We start from the raw sequence: 23,516 nt of genomic DNA, 5'->3' as shown, positions 1-23,516 counted from the left end.
CGGATCCGCCCAGCAGTTAGGCGGATCGCTTTCGCAAAGGGCTATACAACATTTTAAATATTGACGCGCGTAAAATTTTTATCCAACATGCGAAAATGCTGGCGCGATATCGGGAGGCTGCCAGCCCTGGGAGGAGAAAATGACCGACATGAAAAAACGGCCGACCGCCGATGCGAATCCCGTGGGTCATGCGCGCATTGGGTATTTCCGTCGTGGCCAGGGACCGCGATGGAGTCAGGCATAGATCACCTTGGCCCCGGTCCTATCAAGCTGGCTGCGTATCGCGCCGGACAGGCCATCGTCCGTGATCACGACATCGACGCTCGACAGCGAAAAGGCCTTTGAGGTCCCGCTGACGCCCCATTTGCTCGAATCCGCAAGGAGGACAACGCGCCGGGCCATGCGCACGAGGTTTCGCTTCGTTCGCGCCATGTCTTCGTTCACGTCGACCACATCCAGTGACGAGTCAATCGCATGCGCTCCAACAAAGACCTGATGCGCTACCAAGCCGCCGAGAGCCGTGTCGGCATCGGTGATCAGTGTGCTCACCGTGTCTGGATAGACCCGGCCGCCGATCATGTGAACGTCGAGCCCGGGCCGATGCATCAGATGCTGCACGATATTCATCGCCGTGGCCGCGACCACGACATTGCTGAGCGGCGGTAACAGCATGGCAACCTGCATCAATGTCGAGCCGCCGTCGAAGATGACCGATTGGTTGTCCTCGAACAGTTCTACCGCTGCCCGGGCGATGCGTTTCTTTGCATCGAGGTTCGTTTGCATCCGCCGGGCGAACGCGGCCGTGGTCGAATCCGTGGTCCGGGTCACTGCGCCTCCACGGGTCTTGGTCAGCAGTCCCTTGCGGTCCAGTATCTCAAGGTCGGAGCGCACCGTGACTTCCGACACGCCAAAATCGTCTGACAGGTCCTTGATGCGAACCTGTCCGCTGCGTTGCACTTCACCCAGGATCGACTGGCGTCTCTGCTCTGACAACATGCCCTGTCCTTGCCTCCATGCGCCAAGCGATCGCCCTGGCTTCGGTTCACTCTACCAAAAATACGCGAATTCGAAAGCTTTCGAAAGATTGCATTTGTCCTTTCTTTCGCAAACACTAGGTCTAGGATTTTGAAATCAATCGATTGGAGAGTTTTGGACTCATGAGCCTCGGAACCAAGGTGCGCCTGGCGCGCCTCTTCTCACATCCATCGGGGAATCTTTTTGGCGGCGCGGTCGACCACTTTGTCGGCTATGGCGACGTGCGCAAAGGAGGTCTTGCCGACCTGCCGGGCGCGCTTGCACGCGTCATGGTAGGCAAACCCGACTACGTCAGCATCCAGCCTGGCACTGCGCGCCATCTGTGGCCGCAATACGCGGGCAAGGCTTGCCTGGTGATCCAGGCCGGCTGCTTCACCCCGGACGATCGCATCAGTGAACTGATTGCAACGCCCGAGGATGCGGTGCGCGCTGGCGCCGATGCGTTGGCCGTGGCCATTCCGGTGCGCGGCGCGACCGAGGGCAAATACATACGCTGGCTGACCGATTCGGTGAATGCGGCGGCCCGTTACGGCATGCCGGTGGTGGCGCATATCTACCCTCGCGATTTCACCGACGGGGCAAAAATCGTCTTCACCCCCGACGAGATCGCCTATGCGGCACGCATCGGCTACGAGTCCGGCGTCGACGTGATCAAGATCGGTTACACGGGCGATTTCGAGTCGTTTCGAGAGACCGTTCGGACGTGCCCGGTGCCGGTTGTGATCGCCGGCGGTCCGAAGACCGACACGCTGCTCGGCGCCCTTCAGCAGACGGCGGACGCCATCCGTGCCGGCGCGCGCGGTGCCGTGGTGGGTCGCAATCTCTGGGGGCACGGCGATCCGGAAAAGGCAGCGATCGCCTTTCGAGGCGTCATCCATGACGGCCTTTCGGCGCAAGACGCCTTGGCGAAGGCGGGTGCCTGAACGATGCCCACCGTCCCTTCAATCCTCGGCTTCGGAGCTATTGCGATCGACGACATCGTCTATGTCGATCAGCCGTTGTCGGCGGGCAAGGGGAAGGTTCTGCAAAGTGCCCGAGCTTTCGGAGGAAATGTCGCGACGGCACTTGCCGCCGTCGCGCGGCTCGGCGGAAGCGCCGGGTTCGTCGGATGGCTGGGCAATGCCGCCGACGACGCCGTGTTGTGCGATCTCGTTGCGAGCGGCGTTGAAACCGCGTTCGCGCCGCGCCACCCGCACGCGCGCCCGGTGCGCTCGCGGATCACCGTCGGTTCGGATGGCGAGCGATTCATCGCGTATGACGACGAAGCGATGCTGGGCACCGCGCCGGACTTTCCGGACGAGGTTCTCAGCCGCGCGACAGTCCTGATCGTCGACAGTTACGGGATCGGGTCGCTGGATGTCGTGGCCCGGGCTCGCGATCTCGGCCTTGCGATCCTCGGTGATGTCGAATGGAGCCACGGCCCGGCCACCGAGAGACTGATCGGGCTCTGCGACCATCTCATTCTTCCGCTCGGCTTTGCGCGGACCGCCACCGGCCGCCGGTCGCCGGCCGAGATACTCGACGCATTGTGGTTGCCGTCGCGGTCCGCCGTGGTTCTGACGGATGGCGGCAGGGGCGTCTTCTATCGCGGACGCGACCAGACAGGGCTCTGGCACCTGCCTCCGCACCGGGTTGCCGTCGTCGACTCGACCGGCGCCGGTGACTGCTTTCATGGCGCCTATGCCCTTGCATTAACGCGCGGGGCCGACACCGCAGGCCGGGTCGCATTCGCGGCTGCGGCGGCGGCCCTTTCGATAACGGGGCGGGGCGGACGCGAGGCGCTTCCGACCAACGACCAGGTCATGGAACTTCTGGCATCGACGAAAGCGCCGTCGGCAGTCGAACTGAAATATGCGCGGCTCGATACCGGAACTTAGTCCGAACTATCCGAGGAATATTTCGCAGGTGAACATAAGCCGAGGACAATCATAAAAATCAGTGGCTTAGACTTGTGGAGGGAGGAATATGGCAGAAGTCGTTCTTGAGAATATCTGCAAGACATACGGGAACAATTTTCACGCAATCGACCAATTGAGCCTGTCGGTCAAGGACGGCGAGTTTTTGATTCTCGTCGGGCCGTCCGGCTGTGGCAAATCCACCGCGTTGCGGATGATCGCGGGATTGGAGGACGTCACCAGCGGCAGCCTTCGGATCGGCGGAGTCGACGTTGTCGACATGCCGCCCAAGGACCGCGACATCGCGATGGTCTTCCAGAGCTACGCCCTCTACCCGCATATGACGGTGTTCGAAAACATCGGCTTTTCGATGCGGCTGGCGGGCAAGCCGAAGGCCGAGCGCAAAAAGCGCGTGGACGAGATCGCCAAAACCCTTCAACTGACGTCTCTGCTGGACAGCAAGCCCGCGAACCTTTCAGGCGGACAGCGTCAAAGGGTTGCCATGGGCCGCGCCATGGTGCGCGAGCCGGCAGCCTTTCTCATGGACGAACCCCTTTCCAATCTGGACGCGAAACTGCGCGTTCAAATGCGCGCCGAAATCACCAGTTTGCAAAAGCAGCTCGGCGTAACGACCATATATGTGACCCACGACCAAACCGAAGCCATGACGATGGGCGACCGGGTCGCGGTGTTGAAAGGCGGCGTGCTGCAGCAGGTCGACACACCCAAGAGGCTCTATGAATCGCCGGTGAACGCCTTCGTTGCCGGCTTCATCGGGTCTCCTTCAATGAACCTTTTCGAGGCGACCCTGACGGGCGACGAACTGATGTCCGGCGCCTTAGCCATCCGGCTGCAGGATGCAGCCTTCGTCCGCAGGCCGGACTTGAGGTCGTATGCGGGGCGCAAGGTCGTGTTCGGGATACGACCGGAGGATCTCTATGACAGCAGCCTCGAATCCGGCCGCAAGTATCAGACGATACCGGCAAAGGTGACCTCGATCGAAGAACTTGGATCCGAACAAATCGTCCATCTCGACATCGACGCGGTCCGGGTGGACTCCGGCGACCCCGACGCGGTGCAGGATTTCGGCCTGGCGTCGAATGCGGTGGCGAAATTCGAACCGGTCAGCACAGTCCGCTCCGGCTCGGAAATCAGCTTGGCCCTGGATGATACCAAGCTCCATTTCTTCGATCCCGAGACGCATCTGGCAATCTGAATATCAGCGATAAGACCCGCGGGTGAGGGTGAGGCACCTGCATAAGAAGACTTGTGAATAACCAGACGATCGGCCGCATTGTGCGGTCGAATATAAAGAAGGAGGAGAAGATGACGTTTCGTATAAAACCCGCGATGCTGAAAATAGCCGCAGCCGCATGGTTGCTTGGCGCAACCGGCGCCATGGCGGATACGACGCTGGAATTCACCCAATGGTGGGAGCCCGAATTGCCGGCTGGCTCGCTCAGGGCAATCATGGATGACTTCGAGGCCGCAAATCCAGGAATCAAAGTGACGCTGGTCAGCGGCCCCTACGCGACCACGCGCGACCAGATCTCGGTTGGTGCTGCAACCGGAACGCTCAGCGACGTCGTCGGTCTCGACGGTGCCTGGGTGAACAATCTGAATGCGCAGAGCGCACTCGCCGACATGAATCCGATGATGGATGCGAGCGGTTTCGACAAGAGCCAGGTCGCGGACATCGTCAAGGTGGACGGCAAGGCGGTGATGTTTCCCGTGGCTTCTTTCGTCTATCCGGTCTTCGTGAATTTGGACCTCGCCGCCCAGGCAGGCGTGACCAAGCTGCCGTCGACCCGTGCGGAGTTTCTCGAAGCCGCCAAGAAGATGACGATCGCCGACAAGAACCAGTATGGCTGGGTGCTGCCCCTCTCGCTGCAAACGCCATCCGGCGTCCAGAACGACATGATGTCGTGGGTTTGGGCTTCGGGTCAGTCGATGATGGCGGACGGCAAGCCGGACCTTGAGGGCAAACCGGTGGTGGATATGCTCACCTTCGTCAAATCTCTCAACGACGCCGGAACCATCTCGCCCGGCATCGCCACCAAGACCGAGCAGGAAAAGGTCGAGGAGTTCGTCAACAACCGCGTCGGGATGATGATCGACTCGCTCGCGCATGTGAACCTCATCCGTAAGCGCAATCCCAAGCTGAACTTCGACCTCATCCCGGTCCCGGTCGTGGAAAACTATACCGGCAAGCGCGGCCTTCCCTATGCCTCCTGGGGCATCGGCATCTCTGCTGCCTCGAAACATCAGGAAGAGGCCTGGAAACTCGTCCAATATGTGATGAGTGAAAAGGTGAACGCCAAGCTCGTATCGCTTGCAAACGCCTTCCCGGGCAACGTCAACGCCCAGCCCGATTTCGTGACCTCGGACAAGGCTTTCGGCAAGGCTTTTGAAATCTTCAAGACCGGTTATCTCGCCAATGAGTTCACGGGCCTGCCGGTGGCAGAAGACCTGATGACCCAGTTCGACGTGCAAGCTCAAAAGATGCTCGCCGGCGAGCAATCTCCGGAACAAGCCGCAGCCGCCGCTCAGAAGGGCTGGATGGCGAAATTCTGATCGGCCTGTTCCCGTTTGCTATCTTTGACCGGGTGGCCTGACTTCGGGCAGGCCACCCGGCAACAACGGATCGGCAATTTGAGTGGACCTGTTTTTGAAGCTTACCTTCTCTTGAAGGCGTATCCCAAGGTTGGCACATGACCCGGCAAAAGCGCTCCCACCATAAGCTTAAACGAGCGGTCGCACCCTACCTCTATCTGTCGCCCTCGCTGCTCATAATCGGGCTTCTGATGCTGCTGCCGATGGTGACGGTGATTGGCTACTCGTTCCAGAACAGCGCGGTGCTGCGTCGTGACCCATCCTTTGCCGGACTGAAACACTACCAGGCGATCTTCGACGACCCCGTGTTCTGGGCTTCGCTGTGGCACACGCTCTACTTCACATGCATGAGTGTCATTTTCCACATGACCATTGGCATGGCCTTCGCGCTCATGCTGAACAGCGACCGCATCAATCCGACGCTGCGCAATATTCTGCGCGTGCTCTACATATTGCCCTGGCTGTTCACCGCGGTGATTATCGCCGTGATCTGGCGCCTGCTGCTTGAGCCGAACGGTGTCGTGAACAGCATACTCATGCAAATCGGCATCATCGGTTCCAAGGTCGAATGGTTTTCCTCGCCTGAGACCGCGCTGCACGCCGTCACCTTCGCCAATATCTGGGCGGGCTATCCGCTCTTCATGGTCAGCCTGCTCGCGGGTTTGCAGGGCATTCCCAAGGATTTCTACGAGGCCGCCGATATCGACGGGGCGAAAGCCTACCAGAAGCTGATCTTCATCACCATTCCGCAGCTGATGCCGATCATCATCAGCATCTCGCTGCTTGACTTCATCTGGACCATGCAGGTCTTCCCATTAATCTGGATAACGACGGGCGGTGGCCCGATCTACTCGACCGAGGTCCTCAGCACCTACACGTACAAGCTGGCGTTTTCGAGCTACAACCTGTCGCAGGCTTCGGCGAGCGCTGTGGTCATCTTGTTGATCTCTCTCGGCCTGACGCTGTTCTATATTCGCTATCAAAAGGCTCGGTAGTCATCATGAGGAAAAGGCATACGCCGAAAGACAGGCTGATCACCGTCGCGCTCCATGTAGCGCTTGCAGCGGGGCTCTTTTTCGCGGCATTTCCGATCTACTGGATGCTGAGCAGCTCGTTCAAATCGAATACCGAAATCTTTGCCCTGCCACCAACCATCCTGCCAAAGGCGTTTACGCTGGAAGCGTATGCAGCCATCCTTGGCGACCCGGTAAAGCTGCGCTTCTTCTTCAACAGCTATTTCGTGGCGGGAGCGGTGACTGTGCTGACGGTGCTGATCGCCCTGCTGGCGGCCTACGGGTTCAGCCGCTTCAACTTCCGCGGCAAGGGCAGCCTCAACACAATCATCATCAGCACGCAGACGATTCCGCCGATCACACTTTTGATCCCCTTCTTCGGGCTCGTCGTCTCATACGGCATCTTCGACACCTATGTCGCACTGATCCTGACTTATCTGGTGTTTACGCTGCCCTACGCGATCCTGCTAATGACGGGGTATCTGAACACCTTGCCCCGCGATCTCGATGAAGCTGTAGCCGTCGATGGCGGCACCAGTTGGACAGCGCTTTGGCGGGTGATAGTCCCGATTTCACTGCCTGGCATCGTGGCGACGTCAGTCTACACCTTCCTGTTGTGCTGGAACGAATTTCTCTTTGCGCTGACACTGACGAAGTCAACGTCCATGCGCACCGTCCCGATCGGCATCCAGCTGTTGATGGGGCAGCACGCCTTCGAATGGAACCAGATGATGGCAATGAGTGTGCTCGGCTCGCTACCGCTCTTGCTCATCTACCTCGTTGCCCAGAGGTACTTCCTCGCCGGCATGACCGCGGGCTCGGTCAAGTAGGACGTCCATCCGACGGCGACGCAGGGTGGCATCAAGCAATAGGCGATACCAAGGAATGAAAGGATGAACGTGAAAGACCTCAAAGTCGGCTGCCAGACCTTCACCTGGGAAATGCTGGGAGACCGGTTCACCGGCGGCCCCGACGATCTGCTGAAGGCGATCTCTGACGGTGGCTATGCCGGCATCGAGATCACCGACACCATGATCGGACATTATGGCGACAAGCCGGAGGAGTTCGCCGCCGCGCTGAAGGCGTCGGGGCTGACGCTGGTTTCCTTCGCCTTTGGCTCGAACAGTGGTTTTACGCTGAAGGAGGAGATCGGCGCCGATCTCGAGACCGCCAAACGCTGGATCGACTTCGCCGCCGCCTTCCCTGGCGCGCTCGTGTCGATGGGCTCTGCGACGGTGGTCTCCGACGGTCCGCGCGACGACAAATTCGCCATCGCCGCAGAGGTCTACAACGAGGCTGGCGAGCTTGGCCGCAAGACCGGCGTCCAGGTCGCGGTGCATCCAAGCTCGCACCACAACACGCTGCTGTTCGACCGGGCCGACTACGACACGATCTTTGCCTTGCTCGATCCCGATCTGGTCGGTTGGGTGCCGGATACCGGCCATATCCTGCGCGGCCACAAGGACATGGCCGACACGCTGCGCACCCACCGCGACCGCATCCGCTACATCCACCTCAAGGACGTCGATGCCAACGGTACCTGGGCCATGCTTGGCAAGGGCGTCTGCGACACGCCTGCGGTCATCGAGATCGCCGGCACCGCACCGCGCTTCAATGGCTGGCTGGTGCTGGAGGAAGAATCCGAAACGGCCGCCGCCGATCCCGCCGGCGCGGTCAAGACCAACCGCCAGACGATGCGCTCCTACGGCGCCTGAAGAACGAGACGATGATCAAGAAACAGGACAGACGCCTCAGGGTCGGCGTGCTCGGCTGCGGCCCCATCGCGCAGTTCGCGCATCTGGAATCCTGCGCCAAGGCCGGCAATGCCGACCTCTACGCCATCTGCGACGCGGCACCCGATCTGCTTGCGCGCATGGGCGCGACCTACGAGCCGCAGAAGATGTATTCCGACTATGAGGCAATGCTCGCCGATCCTGAGCTGGAAGCGGTGATCGTCGCCACATCGGACGCCTATCACGTGCCGATGTCGATCAGGGCGCTCAACGCCGGCAAGCATGTTCTCTGTGAAAAGCCGATCGGCACCTCGGTTGAGGAAGGCGAGGCGCTGGCCGAAGCGGTCAGGCGCTCGGGCAAGATCCTGCAGGTCGGGCACATGAAGCGCTTCGATCCGGCACTGGAGGCGGCGCGCGACTTCGTTCGAGACGAGATCGGCGAAGTGCTGGCGCTGAAGGCCTGGTACTGCGATTCCACCCATCGCTACACCAACACCGATGCCGTGCAGCCGCTGCCCGTCACCAGCAGGCTAGCCAGGAAGCCAGCGGGAAATCCCAAGGCTGATCTCAGGCAATATTTCATGCTGGCGCATGGCTCGCATCTCGTCGACACGGCGCGTTTCCTGTGTGGCGAAATCCTTGCGGTCCGCGCGCGCCTCAACGAGCGTTTCGGCGCCTATTGCTGGTTCGTCGAGACCGAGTTCGCCAGCGGCGCGCTCGGCCATCTCGACCTGACGGTTGCCGTGCGCATGGACTGGCACGAAGGTTTTCAGCTCTATGGCGAGAACGGCTCCGTTATCGCCAGGACATTCAACCCTTGGTATTTCCGCGCCAGCGAGGTCGACATTTTTCATGAGAAGGACGCGACATCGCGCCGGCCGCTCGGCGCCGATGGCCATTTCTTCCGCCGCCAGCTGGAAGGTCTTGCCGACACGGTGCTGAACGGCGCGCCGATGCGCGGCGCCAATGTCGAGGACGGCATCGGCTCGATCCGCGCCATGGTCGCCATCGCGCGTTCGGTGGTATCAGGCGAGCGAGTCGAACTCGCCTCGGTTTCGGGGGCGGTGTGATGCGTCTCGGCATTTTCGCCAAGACCTTTGCCGGCACCGACCCGGCCGCCGTGCTGGCTGCGGTGAAGCAGTCGGGATACGAGACGACGCAGCTCAATCTGGCCTGTGCCGGCCTGCCGTCGATGCCGGATGCTGTGCCGGCGGACGCCATCGCCTCCATCCGCACCGCAGCGCAATCGAGCGGTGTCTCACTTGCAGCACTTTCGGGCACCTACAACATGGCGCATCCCGACAAAGCCGTGCGCGACGATGGCCTTCGGCGTCTCGCCGTCGTCATCGAGGCTGCTGCTGCCCTCGACATCCCGCTGCTCACGCTCTGCACCGGCTCGCGCAACGCCGCCGATCAGTGGGCCTATCATCCCGACAATGCCGATCCGGCCGCCTGGTCCGACATGGCCGCCGAGATGGCGAAGGCGCTGGCGTTGGCCGAAGGTGCCAATGTCGATCTCGGCATCGAGCCTGAGCAGGCCAACATCGTCACCTCGGCCAGGGATGCGACCCGGCTGATCGCCGAGATGGGATCGAAGCATCTGAAGATCGTGCTCGATCCGGCAAACCTGTTCGAACACGCCACGCCCGGCGAGGCGCGCGCCATCGTTGCCGCCGCGATCGACGAGGCCGCCGGCCACATCGCCATGGCGCACGCCAAGGACCGCTATAGTGACGGCCGCTTTGCCCCATCAGGGCAAGGCATCGTCGATTTCCCGGATTTCGGCGCGCGGCTGAAGGCAGTCGGCTTCGAGGGATCGCTCGTCACCCACGGGCTGTCCGCCGACGAAGCCCCTGATGTCGCCGCCTTTCTACGAAGGCTCCTCTGATGGGCGCCGCCCCGACGATCCTGCTCCGCGACGATGCAGCGCTTCGTGTCTTCGACACGGGGCAGGGCAGACTTCCCGTCGTCTTCCAGCATGGCCTCGGCGGTGACGCAGCGCAGGTCGCGCAGAACTATCCCGACAGCCCGTCATACCGCCGGCTGACCGTCGAATGCCGCGCGCAGGGCGGTTCCGGCGCCGGTAGCAAGCGCCCGTTTTCGATCGCGATGTTCGCGGATGATGTGCTGGCCGCCGCAGATGCGGCCGGCCTCGACCGTTTCGTCGCCGGCGGCATTTCGATGGGTGCGGCCATTGCCTTGCAGCTTGCCGCCCGCCACCCGGACCGCGTCCTGGGTTTGGTGCTTGTTCGCCCTGCCTGGGCTTTCGACGCGGCACCGCAAAACATGCGCCCTTACGTGGAAGTGGCGGAGCTCATCCTCAGCCGTCCTTTATCGGAGGCGCGAGATATCTTCGCGGCGTCCGCGACGGCCGCCCGCTTTCGCACCGAAGCGCCGGACAATCTTGCTTCCCTGCTCGGCTTCTTCGCGCGCGAAAACGCACCCGTCTTCGCCGAGGTGATGCAGCCGATCGCAGAGGATGGACCTGGCGTGACGCGGGCAGCGGCCGCTAGCCTTGCGTTCCCTACGCTCGTCATCGGCAGCGGCATCGATCTCGTCCATCCGCTGGCCGCCGCCCGCAGCCTCGCCGACGCCATCCCCAATGCGACCTTTGCCGAGGTGACGCCGAAGGCCACCGACAAGGAGCGCCATTTCGCCGAGATCCGCGCCGCCATCGGCAGCTTCCTCAAAGATCGTTTCAACAACCAGGACCAGTCATGATCTCGAAACCTCTCTCAGGCCCGGCCGCCATCGCCGCATTGCCGCGCGACCGGATGATCGCCGAATTCTCGCTGTGGTCGGCCAACCTCGCCAATTTCGAAAACGACTTGAAGCGCATCGAGCCCTATGTCGATCTTCATCATATCGATGTGGCGGACGGCCACTTCGCCCCGTCCTTCCTGTTCTTTCCCGATCTTGTCGCCCGCATCGCCGGGCTGACGGCGAAACCCATCCACGTCCATCTGATGGTCGATGAAGCAATCGTCGAGGCGCAGACGCGCCAGTTCATCGAGGCCGGCGCCGACATGATCAGCGTCCATGCCGAGAATGGCGAGGCCGGATTGCGCGCCGTGCGGCTGGCGCGGGAGCTCGGCGCCGAGGCCGGCGTCGTACTCAGGCTGGAGACGCCTGTGGAAGCGGTGACGGCCTTTGCCCCGGAAGTCGCCTTCGTGACGCTTCTTGGAACCGCAATCGGCGTCAAGGGACAGAGCCTGTCGGACAAGGCCTGCGACAGGCTGGGCGCTGCCCGCGCCATCCTGAGAAAGGCCGGCCGTGAGGCACAGGTGGTTCTGGCGGCCGATGGCGGCATCCGCCACGAGACCGTGCCGTCGCTGCGTGCCGCCGGGGCTGAAACCGTGGTTCTCGGTTCGCTCGCCTTCGGTGACAAGGACCTCGCCGGCCGCATCGGCTGGCTGCACGGCTTGAAGGTCGCGGCATGACATCAGAAGCCGCCCTTGCGATCGATCTTGGCGGGACGGAGCTTCGTGTCGCCCTGGTCGACCGCGACGGCAAGATCCTGGCATTCGCGGCGGTGCCGACGCAGGCGCAGGCCGGTCCCGATGTGGTGATCGGCCAGATCGAGGCGTTGGCGGCGACAGTCCACGCCGAGGCGCCGGCACTCTCGATCGTCGGCGTCGGCGTCGGTGCGCCGGGACCGCTCGATCCGCTGGCCGGCATCGCCGTCGGCCCGCCGACACTCGCCGGCTGGCTGGACGTGCCGCTTGCCGACATCCTCGAGCGGCGGCTCGGCCTGCCGGTGCGGCTGGAGAACGACGCCAATGCCGCGGCGCTCGGCGAATGGCGTTTCGGTGCCGGCCATGGTGCGGGCTCGCTGGTCTTCGTCACGGTTTCCACCGGCATTGGCGGTGGTGTCGTCGTCGACGGCCGCATCCTGCATGGCCGCCGTGGCCTTGCCGCCGAGATCGGTCACATGACCATCACCAATGAAGGCGAGCGCTGCGTATGCGGTGTCGTTGGCTGCTTCGAGGCCATCGCCTCGGGAACGGCACTTGGCCGCCGCGCCAGCGCCGCCACGGCAGCCGGAGACGGCTCTACCTTGCGACGCTTGTCAGCGGACGCGGAGGTAACCGGCCGCCATGTCGTCGAGGCGGCACGGCTGCAGGACGCTCTTGCCTCGGCCTTGCTGGAGGAGGAAGCGCGCTGGCTGGGTGTTGGCTTCACCAATCTCCTGCATCTCTATTCGCCCGATGTGCTGGTCGTTGGCGGCGGCATCGCCAATGGGCTCGACCTGATGCTGCCGACCATCGAGGCGACCATCAGGCAACGGGCCATGCGCGCCTATCGCGACGTGCCGGTCGTTCAGGCCCAGCTCGGCCGCCATGCCGGGCTCGTCGGCGCCGCCAGCCTTGTGCTGTTCGACGACGGCGGCACTTTGGCAGCCCGCATGCCTGTTGGCCCAAGCACGTTTCCGGACACCGCTGAGCAAGACCGGCACGGTCTGACGTTGCGACCTGCATGACAAAGGCCAGAGGCAGCACGCCTCCGGCCTTTTACGCATTGACCGCGCGTCATTACTCGGCGGGAACAACGTCCGCCGGCAGGCTATCGTCGGCCGTGCCCGCCAGCGCCCTCGCCAGCTTGGCCTCGTCGAGTTCGCCTTCCCAGCGCGCCACCACCAGCGTGGCGACAGCATTGCCGACGAAGTTGGTCAACGCCCGGCATTCAGACATGAAGCGGTCGACGCCGAGGATCAGCGCCATGCCAGCGACCGGCACCGCCGGAACCACCGAAAGCGTCGCCGCAAGGGTGATGAAGCCGGCCCCGGTGATGCCGGCGGCACCCTTGGAGGAAAGCATGGCCACCAGCAGCAGCAGGATCTGGTCACCCATCGACAGGTGGATGTTGGTCGCCTGTGCGATGAACAGCGCCGCCAAGGTCATGTAGATGTTGGTGCCATCAAGGTTGAAGGAATAGCCGGTTGGGATGACCAGGCCGACGACCGAGCGCTTGGCGCCGGCCTTCTCCATCTTTTCCATCAGCGAGGGCAGGGCGGCCTCCGACGAGGAGGTGCCCAGCACCAAAAGCAGCTCTTCCTTGATGTAGCGGATCAGCGACAGGATGGAGAACCCGTTGTAGCGGCAGACCGCGCCAAGCACGACGAACACGAACAGGAACGACGTCACGTAGAAGGTGCCGACCAGCATGGCGAGGTTGATGACCGCGCCGATGCCGTATTTGCCGATGGTGAAGGCCATGGCGCCGAAGGCACCGATGGGGGCGGCCTTCATCAGCACGCTGACCAGCTTGAAGATCGGTGTCGTCAGCGCCTGCAGGAAATTGAGCACGGGCGTGCCCTTGTCGCCGACCAACGCCAGCGCGATGCCGAACAGCACCGAGAAGAACAGCACCTGCAGGATGTCGCCATCGGCGAAGGCGCCGACGATGGTCGACGGGATGATGTTCATCAGGAAGCCGGTGACCGACTGGTCGTGCGCCTTGGCGGCGTAAGTGCTGATGGTCGAGGCGTCGAGCGTCGCCGGGTCGATGTTGAAGCCGGCGCCCGGCTGCACGACATTGGCGACGACAAGGCCGATGATCAGAGCCAGCGTCGAAAAGGTGAGAAAATAGAGCATCGCCTTGCCGGCGACACGTCCGACCTTCTGCAGGTCGCTCATGCCGGCAATGCCCGTCGTCACGGTCAGGAAAATGACCGGGGCGATGATCATCTTGACCAGCTTGATGAAGGCGTCGCCGAGCGGCTTCATGCTCTCGCCGACCGACGGATAGAAATGGCCGAGCAGGATGCCGACCGTGATCGCGACGAGCACCTGCACGTAGAGTTGGGCATAGAAAGGCTTGCGCTGCGCGGCAAGCGCGCCTGATTGGTCTGCGATGTGCATCGAACTCTCCCTGGCCGGATGGGGCGGAGCGCCCTGCGTGACTTCTCCCATCGCGGCGCTCCGGTCGCACGCCGCTGCCAGGGAGTTTTGCAAGCGTTGTGCCAGTTCGCGGAAAGGCCGGAACCACGGGATTTCCGCCTTTGTCTGACGTCATGCGGGCAAAGCCTGTGCGGATTTCCGCACAGGCAGTGTTTGCCTGGGCGGATTTTCGCATTACACTGGCCGAAAGCCGCGAGCAAAGGGGAGAGGGCAGACGCCGCAAGCAGACACCGATAGCGGATTCCCTGGATTTGCCGGCCGTGAATTGCTGCGCGAGGCGGTGGCGCGGCTGCGCGATGGCCGCTGGGTTGCCGTGGTCGTCGCTCTTGCCTTTCTGGCCGGCGCGATCGCCATTGCCGGGCGCATCGCCTCCGGCCAGGCGGCCGATAATCTGCGCGAGACGGCACTCGCCGCACTGCCGCTGGCGGCGGGAACCCTGACCGGCGAAATCGAAAAGCAGCGCCTGGTTCCACTGGTGTTGGCCAGAGACGATGCGGTGCGCGGCGCTCTGCGCCGGGCCGGAAAAATGAAAGAAAAGGCCCTCAACGACAAGCTCAAGTCGATTGCCGGCGATGCCTCGGCATCCGCCATCTACATCATCGATACGGCAGGCATCGCCATATCAGCCAGCAATGCCGACGAACCGGCGAGCTTTGTCGGCATCGATTACAATTTTCGGCACTATTTCCAGGAAGCGATGAGCAAGGGTGCTGCCAGCCAATATGGCCTCGGCACAATCAGCGGCAGACCGGGGCTGTACCTTGCCAGCCGCGTCGACGATGGCGGCAAGCCGCTTGGCGTTGCGGTGCTGAAGGTCGAACTCGACGGCGTCGAAGCCAATTGGCGTTCCAGCGGTTTGCTTGTGTTCATCACTGATGAACGCGGCGTGGTGCTGGCTACCAGCCAGCCCGACTGGCGGTTCCGTGCGCTGGCACCACTGTCGGCCGAGGACACCGCCGCAGCCCACGAGCAGCTCCAGTTGGCCGATGCAGGCTTCGAGCCGCTGCCGATCCGGCGCGGCGCGGGTGACGGCCTGGCGACGATCGACAACGCGGGAAAACCGCGCCAGTTCGTCGAGGTGGTGCAGGATTTGCCTGGTGCTGTTCCTGGCTGGCGTCTCTGGCTGCTCACTCCCGCCGACGCTGCTCTTTCATCGGCCGCCAACACGGCGCGCCTGACCACGCTGCTTGGGCTTCTGCTGATGGGCTTGCTTGCCTACGTGCTGACCCGGCGCCGGCGAACGCGCAGGCTGAGGCAGGAGGCGCTGGCGCGTATGAATGCCGAGCTGGAGAGCCGAGTCAGCACGCGAACGGCCGAGCTGACCCGCTCCAACACCGCACTTGCCGGTGAAATCGCCGAGCGCGAGAATGCCGAAGCCAAGGTGCGCCGGCTGCGCGACGACCTCGCCCAGGCCAACCGGCTTTCCATCCTCGGCCAAATCGCCGCCGGCGTGGCGCACGAGATCAACCAGCCGGTCGCCGCTATCCGCACCTATGCCGAGAATGCGGGCCGCTTTCTCGAAACCGGCAAAACCGAACCGGCCAGCGGCAATCTGACGTCGATCGTGTCGATGACCGAGCGCATCGGCGCGATCACCGGCACCTTGCGCACTTTCGCCCGTCGACCCGGGGTTGCCGCTTCGCCGCTGCCGGTGCGCGAGGCAATTGATGGCGCGCTGTCGCTGCTGTCGGGCCGCATCCGTGATTCCGGCGTGACCATCGTCAAGCCGCGCGGCAATGCCTCGCCGGTGGTCCTGGCCAGCCGCATCCGGCTGGAGCAGATACTCGTCAACCTTTTGCAGAATGCGCTCGACGCGATGAAGGACCAGTCTGATCCCCGCATCGAGATCCAACTCGCCGAGCACGACGACAGGGTGCTGATTTCGGTGCGCGACAATGGCCCAGGTCTCGGCCCGGAAGCAGCCGGCAATCTGTTCATGCCGTTCCAGACCACCAAGGAGAAGGGGCTTGGTCTCGGGCTGGTGATCTCGCTGGAGATTGCCCAGGAATTGGGCGGCACGCTGCGGCTCGATCCCAGCAATGGCACCGGCACATCTTTTACCGTCGACTTGAGGCGAATTGAATGATTGAGGGATCAGGGTTGGTTGCGCTCGTCGACGACGATGCGGACCTCCTTCACGCCACAACGCAATTGCTCGAGCTTGCCGGCTTCACTGTGGTCGCGCGCGACGCCGCCGAGGCAGCGCTTGCCGTTGTCGACAGGACCTTTGAAGGCGTGGTGGTCAGCGACATCCGCATGCCGGGCATGAACGGGCTGCAGCTGTTCGATCGCATCAAGGCGATCGACCCGGACATACCCGTGATCCTGGTCACCGGCCATGGCGACGTCGATCTCGCAGTGGCCGCGCTCAAGGATGGTGTCTACGATTTCATCCCGAAACCCTTTGCCGGCGACCGCCTTGTCGAGGCGCTGAAACGGGCATCGGAGAAGCGACGACTGGTGATGGAGAACCGGCGGCTGCGCGAAGCCGCGGCGCTCGCCACTGACGGCCTGCCGCTGATCGGCGAGGCTCCTGCCATCAAGCGGCTGCGCGAGACCTTGCGTCAGATCGCCGACATGGATGTCGACGTGCTGGTCGAGGGAGAAACGGGAACCGGCAAGGAAGTGGTGGCTGACCTGCTGCACAGGTGGGGGCGGCGGCGCTCAAAACCCTTCGTGGCACTGAACTGCGGCGCCCTACCGGAGACGGTCATCGAGAGCGAGTTGTTTGGCCATGAGGCGGGCGCGTTCACCGGCGCGCAGCGGCGGCGGATCGGCAGCATCGAGCATTCCAGTGGCGGCACGCTGTTTCTCGACGAGATCGAATCCATGCCCCCGGCGCTCCAGGTCAAGCTGCTGCGGGTGCTCGAAACGCGCAGCCTCACCCCGCTTGGCTCGAACGATATCAGGCGCATCGATCTCAGGGTCGTTGCGGCGACCAAGGTCGATCTCGGGCGGTCGGACCAGCGCGGTGATTTTCGCGAGGATCTGTATTTTCGCCTCAACGTGGTGACGCTGCGCATACCGCCGCTGCGCGAACGGCGCGGCGATATCCCGATGCTGTTTGGGCATTTCCTCGGCAAGGCGGCGGAACGGTTCGGCCGGCCCGTCGCCAAGATGAATGCAGCCGTCAGCGATCATCTCCAGTCGCATGACTGGCCGGGCAATGTCCGCGAGCTCGCCCATTTCGCCGATCGCGTCGCGCTCGGTCTCGGTCCGGACGATGAGGTGAGGACGGTCTCCGCGCACGCGCCGGAGCCTGCGGCAGCATTGCCCGAACGGGTCGGCCAATACGAAGCGCAGCTCATCCGTGACGCGCTGCGCGACCATGGCGGCGACGTGCGCGGCGCCATCGACGCCCTCGGCGTGCCGCGCAAGACCTTTTACGACAAGCTCAAGCGCTACGGCATTGCCGCATCCGAATTTCGCAATGGCGGCGATACCGATACGCAACCCATCTCGGAAAAGCGATGAATACGACCATTGAAACGACGGCAAATCCCTCGCCGGAAGAACTCGCCTTTCTCGGCGAAAGGTTGACGGCGTTCAACGACGGCGATGTCGGCGCATCCGAAAGGAAGGCGCTTGTGGTGTTTGTGCGCGACGAGGATGGCGCGGTCGTCGCCGGCATTTCCGGTTACACGGCCTGGGGCTGGCTCTATGTGCAATGGCTCTGGGTCGATGAGCGGCTGCGCGGCCAGCACATGGCCGGCACAATGCTGGACGCGGCCGAACAGGAAGCGGTGGCGCGCGGCTGCAACAATGCCTGGATCGATACCTTCAATCCGAACGCCGCCAAGGTCTATCAGCGCCAGGGCTATCGGCCCTTCGGCTCGCTGGCCGATTTCCCTGTCGGCCGCAGCCGCATCTTCCTGCAGAAGGAACTGGTTGGCGGTTGAGCAATTCCAGGAAAAGTGTGAAGCGGTTTTGCGTCCGGAATTGCGTCAAAGCAAGAGTCTAGCCGGCGAGTTTTCCGCCACGCATCGGCTGCGGCGCGCCGGTGGTGCTCGGGAAACTGATCGGCAGGCCGCGCAACACGCGAACCGCGAGGAAGGCAAAACACTCCGCCTCGACCGCATCGCCGCTCCAACCGAGGCTTTCCGCCAGCACCACCTCGACGCCGGCGCGGCTGGCCAGCATTGCCATCATGGTCGGGTTATGGCGGCCGCCGCCGCTGACCACCAGTTTTTTCGGACGGCTTGGTAAGAGGTCTAGTGCCTTGCCGACGGCTGCTGCGGTGAAGGCGGTGAGCAGTGCCGCGCCATCCTCCGCATCCAGCCCGTCCGCCATGGCGGCGCCGAAGTCGAAACGGTCCAGCGATTTGGGATAGGGCTTGGTGAGATAGGGGTGCTGCAGCAGCTTGGCCAGCCGGGGCTCGTCCACCTTACCCGCACGGCCAAGCGCGCCGTCGCGGTCCATCTCGCCGAGCCCCTTCGACTTGATGAAATCGTTCAGCGGCGCGTTGGCGGGTCCGGTGTCGAAGGCGACGACATTGTCGGCGCCATCCCACCAGGTGATGTTGGCGACGCCGCCGAGATTGAGTACGGCCACCTCGCCATTGGCGCCGGCGCCGCGCATCAGCGCAGTGTGATAGACCGCGGCCAGCGGCGCGCCTTGTCCCCCGGCGCGCATATCGGCCGAGCGGAAATCGTAAGCGACCTTGGCACCCAATATGGCATGCATCAGCTCACCGTCGCCGAGTTGCCTTGTCTGGCCCAGCCGTCCAACCTGCGGCGCGCGATGCAGAACGGTCTGGCCGTGAAAACCGACGACGCCGATATCGGCCATCGTCATGCCATAGCCTTCGACCAATTCCTTGACGGCTGCCGACTGCGCGCGCGTCAGGGCTTCCTCCGCGGTGCGGAAGATCGCCGGCTCCGGCCCGACAAAGTTCCACGCCCGCGCCTCCGTCAGCGTCTCTTCCAGCAGGGAGCGGATCGACGGAGGATAGGGCATCAGCCGGTAGGTGCCGAAATCCTCGATACGTTCGCCGTCGGTCTTGATCAGCGCGACGTCGATGTTGCCGTCCAGCACCGTGCCGGTCATCAGGCCGACGGCCCAGATTGGTTCCATAATCGTTTCCCTATCGAACATGATCTTTTCCGAAAACCGTTTCCCACTTTTCGGGACCATGCTCCAGTCCCCATTAATGAGGCCGCCGACCGCTTGACGAGGCAAAACGATTCCACTGTCGAAATGACGTGTCGGATGGATCCGGTTGGTGAGCAAGGTCCAAGCCTTGCCCCTGTCGGGGGTCGCGGTGCTGAGGCGGACCTATCCTCGTAGCGCCACGGGCGACACTGGACTGCGCAACGCCGGTTCCGCGGTCGTTTGGGCTCAACACAGCGGCAACGCCACCTCTTGCCTATCATGCGCGAAGGCGCGACCTTGCTCGATCTGGCAAAACGCTTCCGCCGAAATCCGCAAGGAGAGAAAAATCATGACATCAGATGTGGCCGTTATTGCAGGCGCAGGCGCTGGTCTGAGCGCCGCGCTTGCGCGCCTTCTCACCCGGGAAGGCTTTCGCGTGGTTCTGGCCGCCCGCAACGTCGAGAAGCTGGGCGCTCTGGTCGATGAGACCGGTGCGCTGGCCGTTGAGACGGATGTCGCCGACGCTGCGTCCGTCGCCAGGCTGTTCGACACCGCCGACAAGGCCGGCCCGCTGGCGCTCGTGGTGTTCAACGCCAGCGCACGCACACGCGGCCCGATCGCCGAGCTCGATGCGGAAGCGGTCAAACAGGCATTGCTGGTCGGCGCCTATGGCGGCTTCCTGGTCGGCCAGCAGGCGGCGCGCCGGCTGCTTGTCCGGGGATCCGGTTCGATCCTGTTCACCGGCGCCACCGCCAGTGTGAAGGGCTTTCCCGGCTCGGGCGGCTTTGCCATGCCGAAATTCGGCCTGCGCGGCCTGGCGCAGTCCATGGCCCGCGAACTCGCCCCGAAGAACATCCATGTCGCCCACTTCATCATCGACGGCCAGATCGAGCCGCCCGGACAGGCAGCCGATCCCGACCGGCCGGACCGCCGCCTGTCGCCGGATGCCATCGCCGAGGCCTATCTCACAACCCATCGCCAGCATCGCAGCGCCTGGAGCTCGGAGCTTGAGTTGCGGCCCTGGGTCGAGACGTTTTGACAATCCAGCTGACCGGCGGGCGGGAAGTAATGCGATCCTTCCGCCGTTCCTTGCATATTAGGCAATGCTGATATTTTGTGGCGCTAAGCTGCTTATCCAATACATAAAAAGACATAGGGTAATATATACGTTTGTTTAACGCCGGTTGTGCATGTTGCAGCTTTCCCGGGTTAATTGAGAACGCGCATGTCGGTTACACGTCGTACACTGCTTGCGGCCGGGAGCGGCGGGTTGCTGATTTCACAAGCCCGGGCAGCCAGCACTCTGGGACAGCAGGCGGAGAGCGCCCCTCAACCTATCGCGAGCGGCGATGCATTGCGCATCGCAATGCCGGCCTTCGCTTCCAATCCGTTCTTCCCGGCCGACGGATCGGGGGACGATGGCATAGACATGGAACTGGCCCACGGCATCGCCGCGGCGCTTGGCGTCGAGCCGGTGTTCGACCGATCCGCCGCAACGTTCGACGATATTGTGAAACAGGTCAGTTCCGGACAGGCCGACCTGGCGATTGGCAAGCTCAGCCGGACGCTTCAGCGCGGCCGGTCGATCATCTATTCGCGCCCCTACGCCATGCTGCGGCAAGGGCTGATCGCCAACCGCCTCAACCTGGCGCGTATCGCGCAAGGCAAGCCGCCCGAAGGGATCGTCCGTGATTTCTCAGGCGATCTTGGCGTGATCGAGGGCTCTTCATTCGCCACTTATGCGGCCACGACTTTCCCGCATGCGCAAATCCACCGCTTGGCAAGCTGGGATCTGATCATCGATGCGATCCGAAACGGGACGATCGACATGGCCTATCGCGATGATTTCGAGATCAAGAAGCTGATGGTCGACGATCCGTCGATGACGGTCGTAGCGCGCTCCATCACGCTGACCGACAAGGTCGATACGATCGCAGTCGGCGTGCGGCCGGACAATCCGCATCTCGCAGCCTTTGTCGATCTGTATCTCGATCTCGCGCGGGGTCAGCAGGTTCTCAGCACGGACGAGATCATCGCCCGCTATCGCCAGGGGAGCAAAGCCTGACATGGCAATCTCCGAGTTAGCCGGACCCCTGCCTTTCGATTGGCGCCTGATGGCCAGGCGCATACTGCGATCACCCGTGACGACGATCGCGATGATTGCTGCAGGGATCCTGTGCGGCCTCTACTATCCAGATTTTGCCCATGCGATCAGCCCTGTCGCACAGCTCTACCTGAATTTCCTCAAGATGGTCGTCCTGCCCTATTTGGTCTCGTCGGTCATCTTCTCCATCACGGCGATGGTCCAGGACCCGAAATCGGTCCGCTACCTCGGCAAGGTGGGTATGGCCGTGCTGGTCGTGTCGTTCCTGAGCGTGCTGGTGAGTGGCACCTTGTCGCTGATCCTGCAGCCGGGCCAGATCGAGAATCCCCAGTCGCGCATCGAGCTTGGCGAGTTCATCAATTCGCAAGGCAGCGTATCCACCGATCTCGCCTTCCCGTTCCAGCCGCCAGCCTCCAATGGGGATCCCAATGGCGGGCACTCGATCCTGCTCGACCTGGTGCCGAACAACGTCTTCAATGCCCTGGCCTCGGGCCAGACCATTCAGGTCCTGCTGTTCTGCCTGCTTTTCGGGCTCGCGATGGGGAAGATTCCCCAGCCCTCGTCCATGAGCCTGACCCAGGCGCTCAACGCGGTCTACCGGGCCTGCACGGTGCTCACCAACTGGTTCATCTGGGGGTTGCCCTTTGCAACCTTCATCCTGATCGCGGACCAGACAGCGTCGACCGGAACCAAGCCGCTCATGCTAATGGGCGGTTACCTGCTGGTGATGGGTCTTTCCTGCCTTACATTCGTTGCCGGGGCATTTGCCATTATCGCGATCCGGTCGCGACGCAGCTACTGGACGACGATCAAGACCTGCCAGCCGCTTCTCATGGTGGCCATCACCACACGCTCCTCGGTCGCCTCGCTCCCATGGGTCATCAACCTGTTGGGCGAGCGCCTGCGGTTCAGCCTGGTGGTCGTCGAACTGCTCGTGCCGTTACAGGCGGCACTGCTGCGGACAGGCCCGGCACTGCTCTATACCTCGGGTGCGCTGTTCATCGCTCAGCTCTACGGCCACCAGCTTGCAGTCCCGGACCTCGTGCTCGTCGGTATCATCTCAGCGCTTCTCGCGCTCACCACCGGCGGCATGGGCAGCCTGCTCATCCTGTCGCAGATGTCCATCGTCTGCGGCTACCTGAAGCTTCCCTTCGAGGCGGCGTTCGTCCTGTTCGTCGCGGTGGATGCAGCCGTCGACACGTTCATGACGCTGGCCAGCGTCTGCACCGTCGCGGCGAGCACGGCAATGATCGCTCCCAGCCACAGGGAGACGACGCAGCCTGAAACCGTCTCGGAACAGCTCGAAGCCGAGCCTGCCAGATGATCGACGACAGCATCCGTCCCCAGCTCGGCATTATCGGCGGTCTTGGGCCGCTTGCTTCGGCCGATTTCTACTTCAAGCTGACCCGAATGACCCAGGCGCTCAGAGACAACGAACATGTGCCTGCCGTGATCCTCAGTGTCCCGCAGCTGCCCGACAGGACCGAAGCGATCCTTGCCGGCCATGACGGGCCGCTGGCGCCTTTGAAAGCCGCGGTCGCGACGCTCAATGCGCTCGGCGTCGCCCGCATCGCGATGCCGTGCAACACCGCCCACCATTGGTACGGCCAACTGGCGGCGAATTCGCGCGCGGAAATCATCCATATCGGAGATGCTGTGGTGACGGAGACGCGTCGCAGCCTGGATCAGGGCCGGGTTGCTGTTCTCGCCACCCAAGGCACGCTGGTCTCCGGCTTCTACCAGGACAGGATGTCGGCAGCGGGATTTGAGCTCTGCCTTCCCGCGAACACCGAGTTTCAGGCCTGCGTCGACAGCGCGATCAGCCTCGTCAAGGCGGGTTCGATCGCGGATGCGGCGGTTGAAACCGAGCGCGCGCTCGACATCGCGCAAGCGGCCGGCGCCGATGCAGCCCTGCTCGGCTGCACCGAACTGTCGGTGGTGGCCGCCAGCCTCAACGATATCAATGGATTGGTCGTCATCGACAGCAATGCGGCCTTGGCGCGAGCCTGTCTGACACGATTGGGCTTCGGTGCCCAGGAAGCCCGCGGCCTGCCGACCGTATCGCGGCTGCCGGAACATGACCGATCGATGCGCGCCAGCTTGGCCGCACTGGTCTAGCCCTATGGATAGAA

The 23,516-nt window shown here is 63.0% G+C and carries 22 protein-coding genes; 19 read left to right on the top strand and 3 right to left on the bottom strand.

From position 1 onward, the window contains the following. Nucleotides 1-234 precede the first annotated feature (234 nt). Nucleotides 235-996 carry a DeoR/GlpR family DNA-binding transcription regulator gene (locus NKJ11_RS03340; RefSeq protein ID WP_023808795.1) on the bottom strand — a complete coding sequence of 254 codons (762 nt, stop codon included), beginning with the start codon at nucleotides 994-996 and terminating at the stop codon, nucleotides 235-237. A gap of 161 nt (nucleotides 997-1,157) precedes the next feature. Here NKJ11_RS03340 and NKJ11_RS03335 point away from each other — a divergent pair, with 161 nt between their 5' ends. The 12 genes from NKJ11_RS03335 to NKJ11_RS03280 all read left to right on the top strand — a co-directional run bounded on the left by NKJ11_RS03335 (nucleotide 1,158) and on the right by NKJ11_RS03280 (nucleotide 12,769). Continuing rightward, nucleotides 1,158-1,958: a beta/alpha barrel domain-containing protein gene (locus tag NKJ11_RS03335; protein ID WP_127255183.1), complete on the top strand. Its 801-nt coding sequence runs from the start codon at nucleotides 1,158-1,160 to the stop codon at nucleotides 1,956-1,958. 3 nt (nucleotides 1,959-1,961) lie between these two features. Further along, nucleotides 1,962-2,912 (top strand): PfkB family carbohydrate kinase, encoded by a 951-nt coding sequence (locus tag NKJ11_RS03330; RefSeq protein WP_352440062.1) that lies wholly within the window; start codon nucleotides 1,962-1,964, stop codon nucleotides 2,910-2,912. A gap of 88 nt (nucleotides 2,913-3,000) precedes the next feature. Then, on the top strand, nucleotides 3,001-4,146 hold the full coding sequence (locus NKJ11_RS03325) for an ABC transporter ATP-binding protein (protein ID WP_352628513.1): 1,146 nt from the start codon (nucleotides 3,001-3,003) through the stop codon (nucleotides 4,144-4,146). 110 nt (nucleotides 4,147-4,256) lie between these two features. Beyond that, nucleotides 4,257-5,504, top strand: a complete 1,248-nt coding sequence (locus NKJ11_RS03320; RefSeq protein ID WP_352440061.1) for an ABC transporter substrate-binding protein — start codon at nucleotides 4,257-4,259, stop codon at nucleotides 5,502-5,504. 137 nt (nucleotides 5,505-5,641) lie between these two features. Further along, nucleotides 5,642-6,538 (top strand): carbohydrate ABC transporter permease, encoded by an 897-nt coding sequence (locus NKJ11_RS03315; protein WP_023808791.1) that lies wholly within the window; start codon nucleotides 5,642-5,644, stop codon nucleotides 6,536-6,538. Nucleotides 6,539-6,543: 5 nt separating this feature from the next. Further along, a complete protein-coding gene (locus NKJ11_RS03310; RefSeq protein ID WP_023808790.1) occupies nucleotides 6,544-7,386 on the top strand; it encodes a carbohydrate ABC transporter permease in 843 nt (280 codons plus the stop codon). A gap of 63 nt (nucleotides 7,387-7,449) precedes the next feature. After that, entirely contained in the window at nucleotides 7,450-8,271 is an 822-nt protein-coding gene (locus NKJ11_RS03305; protein ID WP_023808789.1) for a sugar phosphate isomerase/epimerase family protein, read from the top strand. Between the two features lie 11 nt (nucleotides 8,272-8,282). Then, nucleotides 8,283-9,359: a Gfo/Idh/MocA family protein gene (locus NKJ11_RS03300; RefSeq protein ID WP_023808788.1), complete on the top strand. Its 1,077-nt coding sequence runs from the start codon at nucleotides 8,283-8,285 to the stop codon at nucleotides 9,357-9,359. Then, entirely contained in the window at nucleotides 9,359-10,177 is an 819-nt protein-coding gene (locus NKJ11_RS03295) for a sugar phosphate isomerase/epimerase family protein (RefSeq protein ID WP_023808787.1), read from the top strand. Before NKJ11_RS03300 ends, NKJ11_RS03295 begins: the two co-directional genes overlap by 1 nt. Then, nucleotides 10,177-11,010, top strand: a complete 834-nt coding sequence (locus NKJ11_RS03290; RefSeq protein WP_023808786.1) for an alpha/beta fold hydrolase — start codon at nucleotides 10,177-10,179, stop codon at nucleotides 11,008-11,010. The genes NKJ11_RS03295 and NKJ11_RS03290 overlap by 1 nt, the downstream gene beginning before the upstream one ends. Then, entirely contained in the window at nucleotides 11,007-11,729 is a 723-nt protein-coding gene (locus NKJ11_RS03285) for a ribulose-phosphate 3-epimerase (RefSeq protein ID WP_023808785.1), read from the top strand. Before NKJ11_RS03290 ends, NKJ11_RS03285 begins: the two co-directional genes overlap by 4 nt. Beyond that, on the top strand, nucleotides 11,726-12,769 hold the full coding sequence (locus NKJ11_RS03280; RefSeq protein WP_128302404.1) for an ROK family protein: 1,044 nt from the start codon (nucleotides 11,726-11,728) through the stop codon (nucleotides 12,767-12,769). Before NKJ11_RS03285 ends, NKJ11_RS03280 begins: the two co-directional genes overlap by 4 nt. Before the next feature lie 52 nt (nucleotides 12,770-12,821). Here NKJ11_RS03280 and NKJ11_RS03275 read toward each other — a convergent pair whose 3' ends face one another. Continuing rightward, nucleotides 12,822-14,150, bottom strand: a complete 1,329-nt coding sequence (locus NKJ11_RS03275; RefSeq protein WP_023808783.1) for a dicarboxylate/amino acid:cation symporter — start codon at nucleotides 14,148-14,150, stop codon at nucleotides 12,822-12,824. A gap of 304 nt (nucleotides 14,151-14,454) precedes the next feature. Here NKJ11_RS03275 and NKJ11_RS03270 point away from each other — a divergent pair, with 304 nt between their 5' ends. Genes NKJ11_RS03270 through NKJ11_RS03260 form a run of 3 tightly spaced genes read left to right on the top strand, consistent with a single transcriptional unit; the run spans nucleotide 14,455 to nucleotide 18,088 of the window. Then, nucleotides 14,455-16,275 (top strand): sensor histidine kinase, encoded by a 1,821-nt coding sequence (locus NKJ11_RS03270; RefSeq protein ID WP_128302405.1) that lies wholly within the window; start codon nucleotides 14,455-14,457, stop codon nucleotides 16,273-16,275. Next, a complete protein-coding gene (locus tag NKJ11_RS03265; RefSeq protein ID WP_352609348.1) occupies nucleotides 16,272-17,663 on the top strand; it encodes a sigma-54-dependent transcriptional regulator in 1,392 nt (463 codons plus the stop codon). Before NKJ11_RS03270 ends, NKJ11_RS03265 begins: the two co-directional genes overlap by 4 nt. Then, nucleotides 17,660-18,088 carry a GNAT family N-acetyltransferase gene (locus NKJ11_RS03260; protein ID WP_023808780.1) on the top strand — a complete coding sequence of 143 codons (429 nt, stop codon included), beginning with the start codon at nucleotides 17,660-17,662 and terminating at the stop codon, nucleotides 18,086-18,088. The genes NKJ11_RS03265 and NKJ11_RS03260 overlap by 4 nt, the downstream gene beginning before the upstream one ends. A 58-nt stretch (nucleotides 18,089-18,146) precedes the next feature. On the opposite strand, the gene NKJ11_RS03255 is transcribed toward NKJ11_RS03260, so the two are convergent. Further along, the gene (locus NKJ11_RS03255) at nucleotides 18,147-19,262 is read right to left on the bottom strand and encodes an anhydro-N-acetylmuramic acid kinase (protein WP_352792696.1); all 1,116 of its coding nucleotides are present in this window, start codon (nucleotides 19,260-19,262) and stop codon (nucleotides 18,147-18,149) included. Nucleotides 19,263-19,629: 367 nt separating this feature from the next. Between NKJ11_RS03255 and NKJ11_RS03250 the strand changes: the two genes are divergently transcribed. From NKJ11_RS03250 to cuyB, 4 genes are all read left to right on the top strand, one after another. Beyond that, nucleotides 19,630-20,319 carry an SDR family NAD(P)-dependent oxidoreductase gene (locus tag NKJ11_RS03250; protein ID WP_352609351.1) on the top strand — a complete coding sequence of 230 codons (690 nt, stop codon included), beginning with the start codon at nucleotides 19,630-19,632 and terminating at the stop codon, nucleotides 20,317-20,319. 186 nt (nucleotides 20,320-20,505) lie between these two features. Then, a complete protein-coding gene (locus NKJ11_RS03245; RefSeq protein WP_031212267.1) occupies nucleotides 20,506-21,345 on the top strand; it encodes a substrate-binding periplasmic protein in 840 nt (279 codons plus the stop codon). A gap of 1 nt (nucleotide 21,346) precedes the next feature. Next, the gene (locus NKJ11_RS03240; protein WP_352792695.1) at nucleotides 21,347-22,708 is read left to right on the top strand and encodes a dicarboxylate/amino acid:cation symporter; all 1,362 of its coding nucleotides are present in this window, start codon (nucleotides 21,347-21,349) and stop codon (nucleotides 22,706-22,708) included. Continuing rightward, a complete protein-coding gene (gene cuyB / locus NKJ11_RS03235) occupies nucleotides 22,705-23,502 on the top strand; it encodes a cysteate racemase (protein ID WP_023808776.1) in 798 nt (265 codons plus the stop codon). The genes NKJ11_RS03240 and cuyB overlap by 4 nt, the downstream gene beginning before the upstream one ends. Nucleotides 23,503-23,516: the final 14 nt, after the last annotated feature.

It is taken from the genome of Mesorhizobium sp. M0243, from assembly GCF_040321775.1.
Classification (GTDB): domain Bacteria; phylum Pseudomonadota; class Alphaproteobacteria; order Rhizobiales; family Rhizobiaceae; genus Mesorhizobium.
The sequence above is the reverse complement of the archived record's forward strand: the minus strand, read 5'-3'. Positions and strand labels throughout refer to the sequence as shown.

Excerpts from the sequence above, each read along its gene's own strand:
- NKJ11_RS03340 (WP_023808795.1), bottom strand. The coding sequence starts at position 996 with ATGTTGTCAGAGCAGAGACGCCAGTCGATCCTGGGTGAAGTGCAACGC.
- NKJ11_RS03335 (WP_127255183.1), top strand. The coding sequence starts at position 1,158 with ATGAGCCTCGGAACCAAGGTGCGCCTGGCGCGCCTCTTCTCACATCCA.
- NKJ11_RS03330 (WP_352440062.1), top strand. The coding sequence starts at position 1,962 with ATGCCCACCGTCCCTTCAATCCTCGGCTTCGGAGCTATTGCGATCGAC.
- NKJ11_RS03325 (WP_352628513.1), top strand. The coding sequence starts at position 3,001 with ATGGCAGAAGTCGTTCTTGAGAATATCTGCAAGACATACGGGAACAAT.
- NKJ11_RS03320 (WP_352440061.1), top strand. The coding sequence starts at position 4,257 with ATGACGTTTCGTATAAAACCCGCGATGCTGAAAATAGCCGCAGCCGCA.
- NKJ11_RS03315 (WP_023808791.1), top strand. The coding sequence starts at position 5,642 with ATGACCCGGCAAAAGCGCTCCCACCATAAGCTTAAACGAGCGGTCGCA.
- NKJ11_RS03310 (WP_023808790.1), top strand. The coding sequence starts at position 6,544 with ATGAGGAAAAGGCATACGCCGAAAGACAGGCTGATCACCGTCGCGCTC.
- NKJ11_RS03305 (WP_023808789.1), top strand. The coding sequence starts at position 7,450 with ATGAACGTGAAAGACCTCAAAGTCGGCTGCCAGACCTTCACCTGGGAA.
- NKJ11_RS03300 (WP_023808788.1), top strand. The coding sequence starts at position 8,283 with ATGATCAAGAAACAGGACAGACGCCTCAGGGTCGGCGTGCTCGGCTGC.
- NKJ11_RS03295 (WP_023808787.1), top strand. The coding sequence starts at position 9,359 with ATGCGTCTCGGCATTTTCGCCAAGACCTTTGCCGGCACCGACCCGGCC.
- NKJ11_RS03290 (WP_023808786.1), top strand. The coding sequence starts at position 10,177 with ATGGGCGCCGCCCCGACGATCCTGCTCCGCGACGATGCAGCGCTTCGT.
- NKJ11_RS03285 (WP_023808785.1), top strand. The coding sequence starts at position 11,007 with ATGATCTCGAAACCTCTCTCAGGCCCGGCCGCCATCGCCGCATTGCCG.
- NKJ11_RS03280 (WP_128302404.1), top strand. The coding sequence starts at position 11,726 with ATGACATCAGAAGCCGCCCTTGCGATCGATCTTGGCGGGACGGAGCTT.
- NKJ11_RS03275 (WP_023808783.1), bottom strand. The coding sequence starts at position 14,150 with ATGCACATCGCAGACCAATCAGGCGCGCTTGCCGCGCAGCGCAAGCCT.
- NKJ11_RS03265 (WP_352609348.1), top strand. The coding sequence starts at position 16,272 with ATGATTGAGGGATCAGGGTTGGTTGCGCTCGTCGACGACGATGCGGAC.
- NKJ11_RS03260 (WP_023808780.1), top strand. The coding sequence starts at position 17,660 with ATGAATACGACCATTGAAACGACGGCAAATCCCTCGCCGGAAGAACTC.
- NKJ11_RS03255 (WP_352792696.1), bottom strand. The coding sequence starts at position 19,262 with ATGGAACCAATCTGGGCCGTCGGCCTGATGACCGGCACGGTGCTGGAC.
- NKJ11_RS03250 (WP_352609351.1), top strand. The coding sequence starts at position 19,630 with ATGACATCAGATGTGGCCGTTATTGCAGGCGCAGGCGCTGGTCTGAGC.
- NKJ11_RS03245 (WP_031212267.1), top strand. The coding sequence starts at position 20,506 with ATGTCGGTTACACGTCGTACACTGCTTGCGGCCGGGAGCGGCGGGTTG.
- NKJ11_RS03240 (WP_352792695.1), top strand. The coding sequence starts at position 21,347 with ATGGCAATCTCCGAGTTAGCCGGACCCCTGCCTTTCGATTGGCGCCTG.
- cuyB (WP_023808776.1), top strand. The coding sequence starts at position 22,705 with ATGATCGACGACAGCATCCGTCCCCAGCTCGGCATTATCGGCGGTCTT.